14 protein-coding genes are annotated in these 17841 nt (G+C 63.8%); 10 read left to right on the top strand and 4 right to left on the bottom strand.

The window, feature by feature from the left end:
• Window positions 1-35: 35 nt before the first annotated feature.
• From CDE01S_RS08135 to CDE01S_RS08125, 3 genes are read left to right on the top strand one after another with little or no spacing between them, the layout of a single operon-like run.
• The gene (locus tag CDE01S_RS08135; RefSeq protein WP_066705765.1) at window positions 36-1232 is read left to right on the top strand and encodes an ABC transporter substrate-binding protein; all 1197 of its coding nucleotides are present in this window, start codon (window positions 36-38) and stop codon (window positions 1230-1232) included.
• A gap of 26 nt (window positions 1233-1258) precedes the next feature.
• Window positions 1259-2143 (top strand): branched-chain amino acid ABC transporter permease, encoded by an 885-nt coding sequence (locus tag CDE01S_RS08130; protein WP_066705763.1) that lies wholly within the window; start codon window positions 1259-1261, stop codon window positions 2141-2143.
• Window positions 2144-2157: 14 nt separating this feature from the next.
• Window positions 2158-3129 (top strand): branched-chain amino acid ABC transporter permease, encoded by a 972-nt coding sequence (locus tag CDE01S_RS08125; protein WP_066705759.1) that lies wholly within the window; start codon window positions 2158-2160, stop codon window positions 3127-3129.
• Window positions 3130-3135: 6 nt separating this feature from the next.
• Here the strand turns inward: CDE01S_RS08125 and CDE01S_RS08120 are convergent, their stop codons facing one another.
• Entirely contained in the window at window positions 3136-4173 is a 1038-nt protein-coding gene (locus tag CDE01S_RS08120; protein WP_245636136.1) for a serine/threonine protein kinase, read from the bottom strand.
• Window positions 4174-4363: 190 nt separating this feature from the next.
• Between CDE01S_RS08120 and CDE01S_RS08115 the strand changes: the two genes are divergently transcribed.
• Both CDE01S_RS08115 and CDE01S_RS08110 read left to right on the top strand, forming a co-directional pair.
• Window positions 4364-5032, top strand: coding sequence for a hypothetical protein (locus CDE01S_RS08115; protein ID WP_066705755.1), 669 nt, complete (start codon window positions 4364-4366; stop codon window positions 5030-5032).
• A gap of 57 nt (window positions 5033-5089) precedes the next feature.
• Window positions 5090-6337, top strand: a complete 1248-nt coding sequence (locus CDE01S_RS08110) for an HD-GYP domain-containing protein (protein ID WP_066705753.1) — start codon at window positions 5090-5092, stop codon at window positions 6335-6337.
• A 41-nt stretch (window positions 6338-6378) separates the two neighbouring features.
• Here the strand turns inward: CDE01S_RS08110 and CDE01S_RS08105 are convergent, their stop codons facing one another.
• Window positions 6379-7845, bottom strand: a complete 1467-nt coding sequence (locus CDE01S_RS08105) for a bifunctional serine/threonine-protein kinase/universal stress protein (protein WP_066705751.1) — start codon at window positions 7843-7845, stop codon at window positions 6379-6381.
• 104 nt (window positions 7846-7949) lie between these two features.
• Between CDE01S_RS08105 and CDE01S_RS08100 the strand changes: the two genes are divergently transcribed.
• Window positions 7950-9014 carry an RNA-guided endonuclease InsQ/TnpB family protein gene (locus tag CDE01S_RS08100; RefSeq protein WP_066705749.1) on the top strand — a complete coding sequence of 355 codons (1065 nt, stop codon included), beginning with the start codon at window positions 7950-7952 and terminating at the stop codon, window positions 9012-9014.
• A 14-nt stretch (window positions 9015-9028) separates the two neighbouring features.
• Here the strand turns inward: CDE01S_RS08100 and CDE01S_RS08095 are convergent, their stop codons facing one another.
• Window positions 9029-9781, bottom strand: a complete 753-nt coding sequence (locus tag CDE01S_RS08095; RefSeq protein WP_066705747.1) for a metallophosphoesterase family protein — start codon at window positions 9779-9781, stop codon at window positions 9029-9031.
• 129 nt (window positions 9782-9910) lie between these two features.
• Here CDE01S_RS08095 and CDE01S_RS08090 point away from each other — a divergent pair, with 129 nt between their 5' ends.
• The 4 genes from CDE01S_RS08090 (at window position 9911) to CDE01S_RS08075 (ending at window position 14410) form a co-directional block, all read left to right on the top strand.
• Entirely contained in the window at window positions 9911-10327 is a 417-nt protein-coding gene (locus CDE01S_RS08090) for a potassium channel family protein (protein ID WP_066705745.1), read from the top strand.
• An 18-nt stretch (window positions 10328-10345) separates the two neighbouring features.
• Entirely contained in the window at window positions 10346-11941 is a 1596-nt protein-coding gene (locus CDE01S_RS08085) for a GMC family oxidoreductase (RefSeq protein ID WP_066705743.1), read from the top strand.
• Window positions 11942-11968: 27 nt separating this feature from the next.
• Window positions 11969-14065, top strand: a complete 2097-nt coding sequence (locus tag CDE01S_RS08080) for a putative bifunctional diguanylate cyclase/phosphodiesterase (RefSeq protein ID WP_066705740.1) — start codon at window positions 11969-11971, stop codon at window positions 14063-14065.
• Window positions 14066-14197: 132 nt separating this feature from the next.
• Window positions 14198-14410 (top strand): hypothetical protein, encoded by a 213-nt coding sequence (locus tag CDE01S_RS08075; RefSeq protein WP_066705738.1) that lies wholly within the window; start codon window positions 14198-14200, stop codon window positions 14408-14410.
• A 99-nt stretch (window positions 14411-14509) separates the two neighbouring features.
• Here the strand turns inward: CDE01S_RS08075 and icmF are convergent, their stop codons facing one another.
• Window positions 14510-17803, bottom strand: coding sequence for a fused isobutyryl-CoA mutase/GTPase IcmF (gene icmF, locus CDE01S_RS08070; protein ID WP_066705735.1), 3294 nt, complete (start codon window positions 17801-17803; stop codon window positions 14510-14512).
• Between the last annotated feature and the right edge of the window lie 38 nt (window positions 17804-17841).

Genomic DNA, 17841 nt, shown 5'->3' with positions numbered 1-17841 from the left:
CGCATTCTTTTCCCCACCACCTCTAGGAGACAACCATGAAAAGAAAACTGACCACCCTCGCCCTCATGCTGAGCCTCGCCGGCCTGGCTGCCGGCACCGCCCAGGCGCAAGACAAGGTCCGCATCGGCTTTGTCACCGACATGTCCAGCCTGTATTCCGACGTGGACGGCAAAAACGGCGCCACCGCCATCCAGATGGCGATCGACGACTTCGGCGGCAAGGTCAACGGCAAGCCGATCGAGCTGCTCTCGGCCGACCACCAGAACAAGGCCGACATCGCCGCCTCCAAGGCGCGTGAATGGATCGACACGCAAGGCCTGACCATGCTGTTCGGCGGCACCAACACCGGCACCGCCCTGGCCATGGCGCAGGTCGCCAATGAGAAGAAGCGCGTGTTCATGGTGAACGGCGCCGGCGGCTCCGCCCTGACCAATGCCCAGTGCACACCGTACACCATCCACTACGCCTACGACACCGTGGCCCTGGCCAAGGGCACGGCCGGCGCGCTGGTGGACCAGGGCGGCAAGAGCTGGTACTTCCTGACGGCTGACTACGCCTTCGGCCACCTGCTGGAAACCGACGCTGCCAACGTGGTGAAGGCCAAGGGCGGCACCGTGGCTGGCGCCGTGCGCCACCCGCTCAACGCTTCCGATTTCTCGTCTTTCCTGCTGCAGGCGCAGAACTCCAAGGCGCAGATCCTGGGCCTGGCCAACGCCGGTGGTGACACCATCAACGCCATCAAGGCGGCGAAGGAATTCGGCATCAACAAGAGCATGAAGATGGCCGGCCTGCTGGTGTTCATCACCGACGTGCACAGCCTGGGCCTGCGCAACACGGAAGGCCTGCTGCTGACCACCAGCTGGGACTGGAACCTGAACGACCAGACCCGCGCCTTCGGCAAACGCTTCTTCGAGAAGACCAAGCGCATGCCCACCGACATCCAGGCCGCCAACTACTCGGCCACGATGAACTACCTGAAAGCCCTGCAGGCCACCAAGACCGAGGACGCCGACAAGGTGATGGCCTACCTCAAGAGCACCAAGCTCAAGGACTTCTACGCCGAAGGCAGCATCCGCCCGGACGGCCGTTACGTGCATGACATGTACCTGATGCAGGTCAAGTCGCCGGCCGAGTCCACACAGCCGTGGGACTACTACAAGGTTGTCAAGAAGCTGCCGGGTGACCAGGTGTTCACCACCAAGGCCGAGAGCAAGTGCGCTCTCTGGAAGTAAGCCACTAAACCGAATCCCCACCGTCCATGGAAATCTTTGGTGTTTCTCTGCCCGCCATGCTGAGCCAGCTCCTTCTGGGGCTGGTCAATGGTTCGTTTTACGCGATCTTGAGCCTGGGGCTGGCCGTGATCTTCGGCCTGCTCAACGTCATCAATTTCGCGCACGGCGCGCTGTTCATGCTGGGGGCAGTCCTGACCTGGATGGGCATGAACTACCTGGGCATCAACTACTGGTGGATGCTGGTGCTGGCGCCGGTGACGGTGGGAATTTTCGGTATCGTGATCGAGCGCTTTCTGCTGCGCTGGATCTACAAGCTCGACCACTTGTACGGGCTGCTGCTCACGCTCGGCCTGACGCTGCTGATCGAGGGCGTCCTGCGCTCGGTCTACGGCGTGTCGGGCCTGGGTTATGACACGCCCGAGCTGCTCGAAGGCGCCACCAACCTCGGCTTCATGATGCTGCCGAACTACCGGGTCTGGGTGGTGGTGGCCTCCATCACGGTATGCCTGCTGACCTGGTTCGTGATCGAGAAAACCCGCCTGGGCGCCTACCTGCGCGCCGGCACCGAGAACCCGCGTCTGGTGGAGGCCTTCGGCATCAATGTGCCGCTGATGGTCACGCTGACCTATGGCTTCGGCGTGGGGCTGGCCGCTTTTGCCGGCGTGCTGGCGGCCCCGGTCATGCAGGTCACCCCGCTGATGGGGCAGAACCTGATCATCGTGGTGTTTGCGGTGGTGGTGATCGGCGGCATGGGCTCGATCCTGGGCTCGATCCTGACCGGGCTCGGGCTGGGCATCGTCGAGGGCTTCACCAAGGTGTTTTATCCCGAGGCTTCTTCGACGGTGGTGTTTGTCATCATGGTCATCGTGCTGCTGACACGCCCCGCCGGCCTGTTCGGCAAAGAAAAGTAAGAGGCTGCGACCCCATGAACTACAAAAAAATCGGGTACGGCCTGTTGTTGCTGGCCCTGCTGGCCGCGCCGTTCGCGGGCGCCTACCCCGTGTTCGTCATGAAGCTGATGTGCTTCGCGCTCTTCGCATCCGCCTTCAACCTGCTGCTGGGTTACACCGGCTTGCTGTCCTTCGGCCATGCGGCCTTCCTGGGCGGTGCGGCCTATGTGGCCGGGCATGCCATCAAGATCTGGCACCTCACCCCGGAAGTCGGCCTGCTGCTGGGCACCCTGGGCGCTGCCGCCCTGGGCTGGGTTTTCGGCGTGCTGGCCATCCGGCGCCAGGGCATCTATTTCGCCATGATCACGCTGGCACTGGCGCAGATGGTGTTCTTCATCTGCCTGCAGGCGCCGCTCACCGGCGGCGAAGACGGCCTGCAAGGCGTGCCGCGCGGCAAGCTGTTCGGCCTGCTGGATCTGCAGAACGACCTGGTCATGTACTACGTGGCGCTGGCCATCGTGGTGGCGGCCTTCCTGCTGATCGTGCGCATCATCCACTCCCCGTTTGGCCAGGTGCTCAAGGCCATCAAGGAAAACGAGCCGCGCTCGATTTCGCTCGGTTACGACACCAACCGCTTCAAGCTGTTGGCCTTTGTGCTGTCGGCCGCGTTGGCCGGGCTGGCCGGCTCCCTCAAGACCCTGGTGCTGGGTTTTGCCACCCTCAGCGACGTGCACTGGACCGCCTCCGGTCAGGTGATCCTGATGACGCTGGTGGGCGGCCTGGGCACCCTGTCCGGCCCCCTGCTCGGCTCCGCCCTGGTGGTGTTGCTGGAAAACAAGATCGGCGAGATGGGCGCCTGGCTGGCACGCCTCAGCGGCATCGAGTGGTTCTCTTCGCTGGGCGAGTCGGTCACTCTGGTCACCGGCCTGATCTTCGTGCTGTGTGTGCTGGCATTCCGCCGCGGCATCATGGGCGAACTCATCGCCCGGCTGGAACGCAAACCCTGAGGCCGCTCAGGCGCTGAGCGGCGCCTCCTGCATGGCCTCCACCTGGTCCTGCAGCATCTGCACCTGGCCCTGCCAGTAATCACTGCTGCCGAACCACGGGAAGTTGAGCGGAAAGGTCGGGGCGTCCCAGCGCCGGGCCAGCCAGGCGCTGTAGTGGATCAGGCGCAGGGTGCGCAAGGGCTCGATCAACGCCAGCTCGCGGCGGTCAAAGTCACGGAACTGCTCGTAGCCGTCGAGCAGGCAGCTCAGCTGACGCGTGCGCTGGGCGCGGTCGCCCGACAGCAGCATCCACACGTCCTGCACCGCCGGCCCCATGCGCGCGTCGTCCAGGTCGACGAAGTGCGGCCCCGGACCGACGCTGGCCGGCACATCGACCGGCGTCCACAGGATGTTGCCTGCATGGCAGTCACCATGCAGGCGCAGCGAACGCACCACGCCGGAATCAGCATCATTTCGGCCTCCAGACCCCGAAAAATAGGCGCAAGCAGCTATCGAATTAATAGCATCCTGGCAGGCTTTCTGCCAGGCCGATTGCACGTCCAGCGGCACCATCTGGTGGGTCAGCAGCCAGTCGTAGGGCTCGCGGGCAAAGGTCTGCAGGTCCAGCGCCGGCCGGTGCACAAAAGGCCGCGCCGCGCCCACCGTGTGCAGCCGCGCCAGGAAGCGGCCGATCCACTCCAGCACCTCGTCGTCATCCAGTTCAGGCGGACGCCCGCCGCGACGCGGGCTGACGGAAAACACAAAACCGCCGTGGTGGTGCAAGGTGGCGCCATGCAACGCCAACGGCGCCACCACCGGCACTTCGGCGGCCACGAGCTCGGCGGCAAAGTCGTGCTCTTCCTGGATCTGCGCCTCGCTCCAGCGTTCGGGGCGGTAGAACTTGGCCACCACGACCTGGCCATCCTCCAGGTGCGACTGGTAAACGCGGTTCTCATAGGAGCTCAGCGCCTGCAGCCGACCGTCGCCGTACAGGCCGACGCTGGCCAGGGCATCCATCACCACATCGGGCGTCAACGTTTCAAAGAGGTGGCGCTCGGTGTTCATGCCCCGATTGTCCCGCATCCTTCTGCCTGATTCAGGCCAGCACCAGCATGAGGCGGCAGTTCCCGGCCTCACGGCGCCACAAGGCAGGACACGTGGGTGAACGTTTTAGACGGGAATACGGCCCCGCTCAATGCAACAATGTGTTGCACAATGCAACCGTCGACCGGCATTCTTCACCCAACACAGCGAGATGAACACCTCACTGGCTCACAGCAAACACACTGCGTTCGTCAAAACCCTTTGGCACATGCTGCACGCGCGGCTGACCCAGCCCTCGGCGCCGGTCATCCTGCCACCCGTCCCCGCCTGGAAATACTGGAGCCGCGTTGCGGGGCACGCACTGCTGTCGATCCTGGCAGCGGTCGCATGCTTCTCGGCCGGACGCTATTTCCCGGTGTCTGAAACAACACCACTGTCATCGCCACAAACGGCGCTGACCGCTCCCGCCGGGCCTGACCTGCTGGCGAACGGTGACCTCCGCCAAGAGGGCCCGGCCCCCGCCGACGTGCCGCAGGACTCGGGCCTCAACAAGGGTTTGGCCGTCCAGAACCTGGTGGCCTGGAACCAGACCGGCGACAGCAGCCGGCTCCGCTACGAGTACACCCTGGTCAATCACGGCCCGCGCTTTGTCGGCAAGGCAACCCTGCTGCTCGGCGGCCTCGTTGACGGTTCGCACGACGTGCTTGAGTATCCCGGCGACCCGAACGATCCGAAATTCAACCTGAATGTGAGCCGCTTTCTGAAGATGGAGGGAAGCATTGCGGTCCCTGCGGGCTTCGCACCGCAGACGCTGCAGTTGCGCCTGAGCGACCCGTCCGGCCCGCGTGTCCACCACGTGACGGTGGTCCGCTCCCGTTGAGCCGGCCACGCCCACCCGCAAGGGGATAATGCCCCTGTCGCCCGAGGGGATAGATCCATGATTTCATTCAAACGCAGGTTGGCCATCAAGATCGGCAGCGTCTCCGTTATGCTCGCCGGCCTGTCGGTCCCGCCCGTCTGGTGGATCGCACGCGAGAACGCGGAAGACAGCATTGTCTCCATGGCGGTGGAAGAGTCGCGGCGCCTGCTGCACCATGAGCCCTTCCGCCCGGAAGGCACCCAGGCGCAGCCGCATGCGCAGGCGGCTGCGCGCGCCCTGGTCGGCGGCCTGTTCGATATCGCCGAGATCTACAGTGCCGAAGGGGTGCTGATGGCCGAGGACATGACCGCAACCGGCCGTACGATCGAGAAGGACATTGCACCCCACGGCCCGCCGGCCTACGAATTCCCGTTCTATGAAAGCCAGCGCCTGCCGGGCGAGCGCTGGGTGTTGCGCGTGTTCGTGCCGCTGCGTGGCGACCAGCAGACCATCACCGGCTATCTGGAAGGCGTGCGCCTGGTGCCGGACTGGCAGCGTGAGCAGCTGCGCACAGAAGCGCTGCGCGTGGCGCTGCTGGTGGCGCTGGCGGCCCTGCTGTGCGGCGCGATCCTCTACCCCGTGATGATCCGCCTCTTTGCCGACAACCAGCGCAAGGCACGGGAGGTGCTGGAGTCCCACATTTCGATGATGGAGGCGCTGGGGCGCGCCATCGCGCGGCGCGACTCCGACACCGGCGCCCACAACTACCGCGTGGCCTGGATCGCGGCCACGCTGGGCGAGGCCGTGGGCCTGCATGGCAGCCGCATGCAGGAACTCATCGCCGGCAGTTTTCTGCACGATGTCGGCAAGATCGGCATCCCGGACGCCATTCTGCTCAAACCCGGTCGCCTCACCGATGACGAAATGATCGTCATGCGCACCCACGTCGGCCTGGGCGAGGACATCGTGACCGGCGCCGGCTGGCTCGAAGGCGGCCGGGCCGTGGTGGCCGGCCACCACGAAAAATGGGACGGCACCGGCTACCCGCGCGGTGTGGCCGGCGAGGACATCCCGCTGGTGGCGCGCATCTTCGCGCTGGCCGACGTGTTCGACGCCCTGTGCGCGCGCCGCCCTTACAAGGAGCCGATGCCGCTGGAGTCCGCCATGCAGGTGCTGGCCGAAGGGTCCGGCAAGCATTTCGACCCGCACCTGGTCAGGGTGTTCTCAGACCTGTCGCAGCACATCCACCGCAGCATCATCAATGCCAGCGAAGACGAGGCCCGGGCGCTGCTGGAGGTCATGGTCCGCAAGCACTTCAGCCTCTAGTGCCCGGCTCTGTTCGCCTTTGACATGCGGGCCGACAACGCCTAGAAAGGCACATCCCAGTCGTCCCGCTTCCGCACATCCTCCTCTACCTTCAGCTGTTCGAACGGCAGGGTCTGCTTGACCAGGATCACGGTGCAGGGAGCCTCCATGGCGACCCGGATCGGCACGGTGGCCACAAAGCGTTGCTTCATCAGCCCGTGCGTGGCGGCCCCCATTACGATCACGCTGACGCGGTTGCCGATGGCGTAATTGAGCAGTGCCTGCGCCGCGTCACCCGACTCGATCACATGGCAGGACGTCTGGTGCCCGGTCAGGTCCAGTGGCTTCATCCATTGCCGCAGCTGCGTCATGTACCGGCGCTGCACGCTGGTTTCGCTGTCTTCCTCGCGTGTGCTGCTGGTCTGGCTGGGTGAGATCACCGTCACGCAGGCCAGCCGCGCGCCCGGGCGGGTCCCGAGCGAACGCGCGGCCGCCTGCCGCAAGGAATACAGCGTGGCATCACTGACATCCTGATGCGGCACAGCCACCATCACGATCGGTACCTCGTCAATCTGCTGCATGGGCAGGGGGCTGGGCTGGTAGTGCATGCCGGCCGCCTTGATCCAGCGCTTGAAATGAACCCAGACCCCCGTGCCCTGCGTCGCGAGGCCGCGTTCTGTCACGTCAACCTGCTCGGGATGCAACAAGTCAAATGCCAGATGCGCCGCTGAGGGATAACGCTGCGCCGCCTCCTGTGCCAGACAGCGCAGCACCACCTCTTGCAACCAGGGCGGCAGTTCCGGCTTGCGCTGGCGTGGCGGCGGCGGGTCCATCCACAGCCGTTGACGCAGGCCGCCGTTGGTTTGCGGCGCACCGAAGGGCAGCTTGCCGGTCAGCAACTGGTAGAGCATGACACCGATGGCAAAGACATCGCTGCGGGGATCGCCGCGCACCCCGACCACCTGCTCGGGCGCGATCCAGGCCGGGGACCCCACCGCCTTGCGCAGCTGCTCGGCCAGCAGGTCCGGGTAGAGCGCGTTGCACGACAGGCCGAAGTCGAGCAGTACCGCGCTGCCGTCGGGCCGGATCAGGACATTGGCCGGCTTGAGATCCAGGTGCACCGTGTTCTGCTGGTGCAGGCTGTGTGCGGCATGCGACATGGCGGCACCGAGCCGCACCACCTCGTCAATCGGCGGCAACGCGGGTTCGTCGAGCCAGTGCTGCAGCGTGCGCCCCTGCACATACTCCATCACCAGATAGGGCGTGCGCTCCAGGTCGCCAGCGGCCACAAAACGCGGCACGTGCGGGCCGGTCAGCACCTGCATGATCTGGTGCTCCACCTCGAAGCTGACGATGTTTTCCGCTCCATCGCCGGCGGTCATGCGCGGCACCTTCATGACCATCGGGAAACCCGGATCGGGCGTGCCATCGGCGTAATGCACACGGTAGATGTGGGCCATGCCGCCCGAGTGCACGCACTCGTCGACCACAAAGCCATCCAGCACGTGCCCGGGCTCCAGCAACTTCATCAAAACTCCTGAGAAGCCCCGCCCATCAGGGCGGGGAGGTAGAAGGCCGGCGCAAAGCGTCGGAATACTTGCTCGATGGCTCTGGTACTGTTAATATATCCAGTATGCTGCTGGTGTACCGCTACAGGGTCAAATCCTTGAATGGCCTGCTGAACAAGCAGGCCCGCGCGGTGAACTTTGTCTTCAACTACTGTAACGATCGCCAAAAGGATGCGCTGCGCTTTGATCGCAAGTGGCTCAGCGGCTTTGACCTCAACAAGCTCACCACCGGCTCCAGCAAAGAGCTTGGCATCCACAGCGGCACGATCAACGCGGTGTGCGAGCAGTACGCCAAGTCCAGATCTCAGAAGAAGCGCCCCTACCTTCGCTACCGCGGCAAGAGGCACCTGGGCTGGGTGCCGCTCAAGGGTCGGGATCTGAGGGAAACACCGGCTGGATTTCACTTCAACGGCCGTGAGTTCAAGGTGTTCAAGAGTCGCACCCTTCCTGCCGGCGCGACAATCAAAGACGGCACCAACTTTTCCCAGGACAGCCGGGGCAACTGGTTTCTCAATGTCTGCGTTGATGTTCCTGCGGCCCCAGCGCGCCCGATCCAAAGCGGCATTGGTATCGATCTGGGCTTGAAGGACTTTGCTACTCTGTCCAATGGAGAGAGGATTGCCGCACCTGGCCTGTACCGGGGTGCCGAGGATGCTCTGGCGCTGGCCCAGCGCGCCAACAAGAAGCGTCGTGTCAAAGCCATTCAGTCTCAGACGGCGAACCGCAGGAGTGACTTTCTGCACAAGCTCAGCACGCGCATCGTGCGTGAGTTTGATCTGATTGCGGTGGGCGATGTGTCTGCTGCCGGACTTGCCAGGACCAACATGGCCAAGTCCGTTCTCGATGCGGGTTGGTCTTGCTTCCGTAGTCAACTGGCGTACAAGGCTGTTAAGCATGGCGCGTGGTTTGAGGAAGTGAATGAGAGTTTCACCACCCAGACCTGCTCGGATTGCGGCGCACAGCCCGATTCGAGGCCGAGAGGTTTCGCAGGCCTTGGAATAAGGAGATGGGTTTGCAGTGAATGTGGCAGCTTGCATGATCGCGATGTGAATGCAGCTAAAAATATCCTGTCTAAGCTCGTTTCCGGTTCTGGACATAGAACCCCTGCAGAGGGAATCCCGGTCCTTTAGGAGCAGGGAGGATGTCAACGTCCCTGCTCCAGTCGACCTGCAAAGTATTCCGGCAGACCGGCCCGCCGTATGGCGGCCGCTGCCACATGATGATCGTAGTCCACGCGGTGGAAGGTGAGCTGCGCACGCTCCGAATCGAACAGGGCGTACATGGCCTTGGGGTTGCCGTCACGCGGCTGCCCGACCGAGCCCACCGTGGCCAGCCAGTGGCGATGGCGCGGCACCGGAACCGCCACGCCGGCAGTCGGCTCGAACTTCATCAAGTCGCCGGCACTGCCTTGGTAATACAGGGTTTGCATGTGGACGTGACCGCCAAATACGTAGCGTACCTCGGGCATGTCACGCACCGCATCCAGGCTCATGGCGGCGCCGCGGCTGTCATAGACGTAGCGCCAGCGCTCAGGCGCCTCCGCCGAAGCGTGTACCAGCAGCATCGCATCGCGCCGCAGGGTCAGCGGCAGCGCGGCCAGAAATGCCTTCTGGGCGGCATCGAGTTGTTCATGGGTCCATTGCGCCGTGCTGTCGCCGATGGTCTTGATCTCGGCCGGCGGGTTCAGCGCCATGTCGTCATGGTTGCCCCGGATCACCCATGCGCCCTGTTCCGCCAGGCCCATCACCCGTTGCATGACGGCCACGGGGTCGGCGCCATAGCCGACAAAGTCGCCCAGCAGCGCCAGTTGCTGCGCCCCTTGCCCCTGCGCGTGCGCGAGACAGGCCTCCAGCGCCTGGAGGTTGGCATGGATATCGGACAGCAGGGCAAGTTTCATGGGAATCACATCACGTTGACAGGCGTCATCTTGCTAGCACTAGCTTGCCAGCAGCTTGCACCGGGGCGGCTGACGCGTCGTTGACACAAATCAATTTACGCCATCCCTGGCACACGGTAGAGTGGCTGCATGGCACGTCGAACCACCTACAGACACCTCATCACGCGGCGCGGGCTGACCTACTCGCTGGCGCTCTGCCTCCTGATTCTGGGATTGGGTGGTCTGGGCTTCTGGCTGGTGGAGCCGGATGTGCACTCCTTCAGTGACGGGTTGTGGCTGGCCTTCACGACCGCGGCCACCGTCGGCTATGGCGACCTGGTCCCCACCACCATGCTGTCACGCGGTTTTGCCGTCGTGGTGGTGCTGCTCGGTCTGGCCGTCCTGTCGCTGGTCACCGCTTCGGTGGCTGCCATGCTGGTCGAAAATGAAGAGCGCCAGATGGAGGGCGACCTTCTGCACGAACTCAGCGCCCTGCGTGCCGAGGTTCAAAACCTGCGCTCAGAGGTCCGGGCCCTCCAGCCTCGACAGCGACCACCCACCACCTGAACCAGACGGAGCAACACCATGCTGGACTACCTCATCATCGGCGGCGGCTCGGCAGGCTGCGTCCTCGCATCCCGCCTGAGCGAAGACCCGTCGGTCCACGTCGCCTTGCTGGAAGCGGGGCCGCGTGACGACAGCGTGCTGATCCATTGCCCCGCCGGCCTGGCCCTGCTGGCCAAGACAGGACAAGCCAACTGGGCGTTCAGCACCACTCCGCAAGCCGGCCTCAACGGCCGCCGCGGCTACCAGCCGCGCGGCAAGGTGCTGGGCGGCTCCAGTTCCGTCAACGCCATGATCTACACACGCGGCCACCGGCGTGACTACGATGACTGGGCGGCACAGGGCAACCCCGGCTGGGGATTCGATGACGTGCTGCCTTACTTCAAGCGCGCCGAGGACAATGCCCGCGGCGCCGACGCCTTCCATGGCACGGGGGGACCACTGCATGTGATGGATTTGCGCAGCCCCAACCGTTTCGGCCCGGTCTTCGCTGCCGCAGCAGAACAGGCAGGCTACCCGGCCAACCGCGACTTCAACGGCGCCAGCCAGGAAGGCGTGGGCCTGTACCAGGTGACGCACAAGAACGGCGAGCGCTTCAGCGCCGCCAAGGCCTACCTGACACCCCATCGCGCGCGTCCCAACCTGCATGTCATCACCGGCGCCCAAGCCACACGCATCTTGCTGGAAGGCAAACGCGCCGTCGGCGTGGAGTACCTGCAGGATGGCACGCTGAAACAACTGCACGCCCGACGTGAAGTGCTGTTGTGCGCAGGCGCCCTGCAATCGCCCCAGTTGCTGATGCTGTCGGGCATCGGGCCGCATGCGCACCTGCTGGACCAGGGCATCGCCCCCCTGCACGCCCTGCCTGGCGTCGGGCAGAACCTGCAGGACCATGTCGACGTGGTGCAGGTAGTCAATGCGCCGGGATTGACCGAGTTGTTCGGCCTGTCCCTGCCCGGTGCGCTGCGGATGCTGCAGGGCCTGCTGGAGTGGCGTCGCTCACGCAGTGGCATGCTGACCACCAACTTTGCGGAAGCCGGTGGTTTCATCAAGAGTCGGCCGGAGGAACCCATCCCCGACCTGCAACTGCACTTCGTGGTGGGCAAACTGATTGATCATGGGCGCACCACGGCCTTCGGCCATGGCTACTCCTGCCATGTCTGCCTGCTGCGCCCGCAAAGCCGGGGCAGCGTGCAATTGGCCAGCAAGGACCCGCTGACGCCCCCCCTGATCGACCCCAACTTCCTTGGCGAACGCGATGACGTGGAACGGCTGGTGCGCGGCTTCAAGCTGTTGCGCCACATCCTGTCGCAACCGGCCCTGGCGGGCTTCGGTGGCCGGGAACTGGCCACCTCGGCAGCCGCACGCAGTGATGCGGCGATCGAACAGTACATCCGCGACCATGCCGACACGATCTACCACCCGGCGGGCTCCTGCCGCATGGGCCCCGGACCCATGGACGTGGTGGATGCCCAGTTGCGGGTGCATGGCCTGCAGGGCCTGCGTGTGGTGGACGCCTCCATCATGCCCAGCCTGGTGGGCGGCAACACCAATGCACCGGTGATCATGATTGCCGAGAAGGCTGCGGACATGATCCGTGCGGACCAGAACCGCTGAGGCCCCGCATAGAATGTCCCGGTGTCCATGTTCAACCTGACCCGCTACTTCTCCACGCTCTCGTTTGCGCTGATTGCACTGGCCGCCGGCCTGCTGACTTTCTATTTCCGGCACATCACCTACGAGCAGTTGCTGCGCCACGAGCAGAATCGGGCCGAAGAATTCACCCAGGTGTTCGAGAACTCGCTCTGGCCCCTCTTCAAACCGGTCATGGAGAACGCCCAGACAGACACACCGGATGTGCTGCAGGAACGCGTTGCCAATGTCCGGCTCCGTGAGACCCTGAGCAACATGACACGCGGCACCAGCGTCATCCGGATCAACATCTATACGCGCAACGGCATCTCCACCTTCTCCACCGACCCGCGACAGGTCGGCGACAGCAAGCGTGACAACCCCGGGTTCCTGTCGGCCGTCAATGGCACCCCCATCAGCGAGCTGACACACCGCAACCAGTTCGCCACCTTTGAAGACACGCTGCAGGACCGCGACGTGATTTCGACCTACGTCCCGATTCACAGCACCGAGAAGGGCCAGGAACGCATCGACGGCGTATTCGAGGTCTACCAGGACGTCACGGCTTTTGTCCAGGAGGCCGACCAGCACCTCAAATGGGTCTCGGCCGGCGTGGCCGGCGTGCTGGCCGCGCTGTACCTGGCCCAGTTCATGCTCGTGCGCCATGCACAGATCATCCTGCGTGCGCAAGCACGTGCGCTGGAGGCAACCAACCATGATCTCGACCGCCGGGTGCAGGAGCGCACACACGACCTGGAGAACGAGATCTCCGAACGTCGGCGTGCCGAGCTGCGTCTTGACTACCTGGCGCACCATGACCCGCTGACCGACCTGCCCAACCGGCTGTTGTTCAAGGAACGCTTGTCGCAAAGCCTGCAGCGCATCCGTCAGCACCATACGCAGCTGGCTGTGTTGTTCATTGATCTGGACCACTTCAAGGATGTCAACGACACGCTCGGCCATTCGATCGGCGATACCTTGTTGACCATCATCACCCGTCGCCTGCAGGCCTGCATCCGCCCGGGAGACACGCTGGCGCGCATCGGCGGCGACGAATTCATCTGCATTCTTGAAAATACCGGTGGACCAGCCACGGCACTGGAGGTGGCCGACCAGTTGCTGGAACTGTTCCGTCAGCCTTTCACGGTCGACGACAAGCAACTCTACCTGTCGGCCAGCGTCGGCATCAGCCAGGCGCCGATTGACGGCATGGAAGTCGACGTGCTGGTGCGCAAGGCGGATGCCGCGATGTACCAGGCCAAGGCCGACGGCCGCAACCGCAGCCACTTCTATACCAACGCCATGACTGCGTACGCGCAGGAACGCATCCAGCTCGAAGGCCTGCTGCGCGACGCCATCACCTCCAACGAACTGAGTGTTCACTTTCAGCCCAAGGTCGACGTGAAAAGTGGCCGCTTGCTCGGCGCGGAAGCCCTGCTACGCTGGGACAGCAGGGAACTCGGCCTCATTCCTCCCACTCGTTTCATTCCACTGGCCGAGGAGACCGGCTTCATCATGGAACTGGGCTTCTGGATACTGTGCGAAACCTGCCGACAGATCGCCCTCTGGGATGAGGCCGGGCTGCATGTGCCAGTGGTGTCGATCAATCTCTCGGTCAAGCAGCTGGAACGCGGCAATCTGCCGGAACTGCTGCGCACCATCATGCGGGAAACGGGCATCACCCCGGAGCGGCTGGAACTGGAAATCACCGAGTCCGTCATCATGGCCATGGAAGATGCCTTTGCCATGCTGGCCGATCTGCGTGCCTTGGGGGTTCGGCTGGCGCTGGATGACTTCGGCACCGGTTATTCCTCGCTCTCCTACCTGCGCAAGCTGCCGGTTCAGACCCTCAAGATCGACCAAGGCTTCATCGCCGGCATTGGCAAGAACCGCAGCGACGAGGCCATTGTGCAGGCCATGGTCGACATCTCCCGCAGCCTGAATCTGTCCAGCGTCGCCGAAGGGGTGGAAACGGCCGAGCAGTTCGCCTTTCTGCGCCGCCTGGGCTGCGAACAGGTCCAGGGCTTCCTGTTCGGCAAACCCGTGTCCGCCAGCGAGTTCCAGGCGCATTGGCAAGCCCAGGCGGTTGTCGACACGGTGGCCGGGTAATCGGCGGGGGCAGGGTCAACCCTGTCGGATAAGTTCCTACAACGCAAAGCGCCAAACCCCGACTTAAATTTCTTGGTCGCTTGTCTACAGTTCACTCACCACATCAAAACCGATGTGAAGCGGGGAAAAAACATGCGAACCAATGCCATTTCACTCAACCCTTTCAGCCTGATGATGGAGCCGGAAAGCGTGCTCCAGGCCATGGAGCGCTCCCAGTCGCTGCGCGGCTTGCGCCGGCGCCAGCTGCGCCCGCTCGACAAACCGCTGATCCCTTATGCCAAGGCGCGGACGGTCTGCAATGATGCGGCCCTGGTGGACGACAGCGACGACGAGCTGGACAACTGAGCCCCTCCGGGTCGGCCGCTGGCCACCCACCTCCGAGCCCGGCCCGCCCCCAGGGATGCCTGGTCTGGCAAAAGCCCCTCGAAGTGCTCGTCAACTGGCTTACATGCTGCGCCGGTACTGACCGCCCACCTCGAACAGCGCGTTGGTGATCTGCCCCAGTGAGCAGACGCGCACCGCATCCATCAGCACCTCGAACACATTCCGGTTTTCGATCACTGCCTGCTGCAAGCGCTTGAGCTGCGCCGGCGCCTCGGCTTCATGGCGCGCATGGAAATCCGCCAGCCGTTGCAACTGGCTCTGCTTTTCCTCTTCCGTCGAACGCGCCAACTCCAGCTTTTCCAGCACGGCATCACCGTGCGGGTTGCGGAAGGTATTGACGCCGATGATGGGCAACTCGCCGGTGTGCTTGAGCATCTCGTAGTGCATTGACTCGTCCTGGATACGCCCCCGCTGGTAGCCGGTTTCCATGGCACCGAGCACGCCACCACGCTCGCTGATGCGTTCGAACTCGGCCAGCACAGCCTCTTCCACCAATTCCGTCAACTCTTCAATGATGAAGGCCCCCTGATTAGGGTTCTCGTTCTTCGCCAGCCCCCATTCGCGGTTGATGATGAGCTGGATCGCCATGGCCCGCCGCACCGAGTCTTCGGTCGGCGTCGTGATGGCCTCGTCAAACGCATTGGTGTGCAAGCTGTTGCAGTTGTCGTAGATGGCAATCAGCGCCTGCAGCGTGGTGCGGATGTCATTGAACTGGATCTCCTGCGCGTGCAGGCTGCGGCCCGAGGTCTGGATGTGGTACTTGAGTTTCTGGGAACGCTCGTTGGCCCCGTATTTCTCTTTCATCGCCACGGCCCAGATGCGGCGCGCCACGCGCCCCATCACGCTGTACTCGGGGTCCATGCCGTTGGAGAAGAAAAAGCTCAGGTTCGGGGCGAAGTCATCGATGTGCATGCCGCGCGCCAGATAGGCCTCCACCAGCGTGAAGCCGTTGGAGAGCGTGAAGGCCAGCTGGCTGATCGGGTTGGCGCCGGCCTCGGCGATGTGGTAACCGGAGATCGAGACGCTGTAGAAGTTGCGTACGCCGTGGTGCACGAAGTACTCGGCGATATCGCCCATCACCTTGAGGCTGAACTCGGTGGAGAAGATGCAGGTGTTCTGCCCCTGGTCTTCCTTCAGGATGTCGGCCTGCACCGTGCCGCGCACGTTCTCCAGCACCCACTCGCGGATCTTCTCGATTTCGGTATCGGTGGGCGCACGGCCGTTGTCGGCCTTGAACTTGTCGATGTTCTGGTCGATCGCCGTGTTCATGAACATGGCCAGGATGCTCGGTGCCGGACCGTTGATGGTCATGCTGACCGAGGTGCTCGGATTGCACAGGTCGAAACCGCCATACAGCACCTTCATGTCGTCCAGCGTGGCGATCGAGACGCCCGAATTGCCGACCTTGCCGTAGATGTCGGGCCGCGGATCGGGATCGCTGCCGTAGAGCGTGACCGAGTCAAAGGCGGTGGACAAGCGCTTGGCCGGCATGCCTTCGCTCAACAGCTTGAAGCGGCGGTTGGTACGGAAAGGATCGCCCTCGCCGGCAAACATGCGGGTCGGGTCCTCGTTCTCGCGCTTGAAGGCAAAGGTGCCGGCGGTGTAGGGGTAGCTGCCCGGCACGTTGTCGAGCATCAGCCACTTGAGGATTTCGCCATGATCCTCGTACTTGGGCAACGCCACCTTGCGGATGGTGGTGCCCGACAGCGATTTGGTCGTGAGCGCCGTACGGATTTCCTTGTCGCGAATCTTCACCACGTACTCGTCACCCGCATAGGCCTGCTGCATCTCGGGCCACTGGGCCAGCAGCTTGAGTTCGGCCGCCCCCATGCGCTGCTCACGCTGCTTTGCCAGATCGAGTGAAGCTTCGGCCGCTTTGGCTTTGCCGGGTTTGTCGACCTCCAGCATGCGCGCTGCCGCACGCAGTTGCTGGATTTCCCGCGCCAAACGGGCCTGGTCGTGCGCGCGCCGCTTGTAGCCGCGCACGGTGTCGGAGATCTCGGCCAGGTAACGGGTCCGTCCTCCCGGCACGATCTGGGTCTGGTTGCTGCTGTGACGCACTGTCACCGACGGCAACTGCCCTGCCTGCAACGACAAGCCCAGTTCCACCAGACGGGACTTGAGCGCCTGATAAAGCGCCGTCACCCCATCGTCGTTGAAACGCGAGGCCATGGTGCCAAACACCGGCATCTGCTCCGGGGGCACACCCCAGGCCTCGCGGTTGCGCTGCACCTGCTTGGCAACGTCCCGCAGCGCATCACTCGCGCCTTTGCGGTCGAACTTGTTGATCGCCACAAACTCGGCGAAATCGAGCATGTCGATCTTCTCAAGCTGGCTGGCAGCCCCGAATTCCGGGGTCATCACGTACATCGGCACGTCCACATGCGGCACGATGGCGGCATCTCCCTGGCCGATGCCCGAGGTCTCGACAATGACGAGATCGAAACCGGCACACTTGGCAGCGGCCAGCACATCCGGCAGCGCGGCGCTGATCTCACTGCCGGTGTCGCGCGTGGCCAGGCTGCGCATGAAGACGCGCGCGCCCTGCTGCCACGGTGCGATGGCGTTCATGCGGATGCGGTCGCCCAGCAGGGCGCCGCCGCTCTTGCGACGCGAGGGGTCGATGCTGATCAGCGCCACCCGCAAGGCATCGTCCTGATCCAGGCGTAGACGACGGATCAACTCATCGGTCAGAGAAGATTTACCAGCGCCACCGGTTCCGGTGATACCCAGCACGGGGACCTTCCTGGCTGCAGCCTGCTTGCGCACGTCATCGAGCAGTGCGGCGTCGGCCTGCCCGTTTTCCAGTGCGGTCATCAGCTGCGCCAGTGCCCGCCACGCCATCTCACCATGACCCCGGATGACCTCCATGGATTTCGGTGCATGCCGGCTGAGGTCCTTGTCGCAGCGCATGACCATCTCGCCAATCATGCCGGCCAGACCCATGCGCTGCCCGTCCTCCGGGCTGTAGATGCGGGCCACGCCGTAGTCCTGCAACTCACGGATCTCCGCCGGCACGATGACGCCGCCACCGCCGCCAAACACCTGGATGTGCTCACCGCCGCGGGCCTTGAGCAGATCGACCATGTACTTGAAGTACTCGACATGGCCACCCTGGTAGGAGCTGATGGCAATGCCCTGCACGTCCTCCTGCAAGGCGGCGGTCACCACCTCATCGACGCTGCGGTTGTGCCCCAGGTGAATCACCTCGGCGCCCATGCTTTGCAGGATGCGACGCATGATGTTGATGGCTGCGTCGTGCCCATCGAACAGGCTGGCTGCCGTGACGAAACGCACCTTGTGCGTGGGGCGGTAATTGGCAAGTGCCTTGTACTCGGCAGACAGATCGGTCATGACTCGGACTCCTCGGTGCGCGCGGCCGTCATGGCGGT

Origin of the sequence: Curvibacter delicatus NBRC 14919, assembly GCF_001592265.1 — a bacterium.
Lineage (GTDB): Bacteria > Pseudomonadota > Gammaproteobacteria > Burkholderiales > Burkholderiaceae_C > Hylemonella > Hylemonella delicata.
Note: the sequence above shows the minus strand (reverse complement) of the source record. Positions and strands in the feature narration are given on the sequence as shown.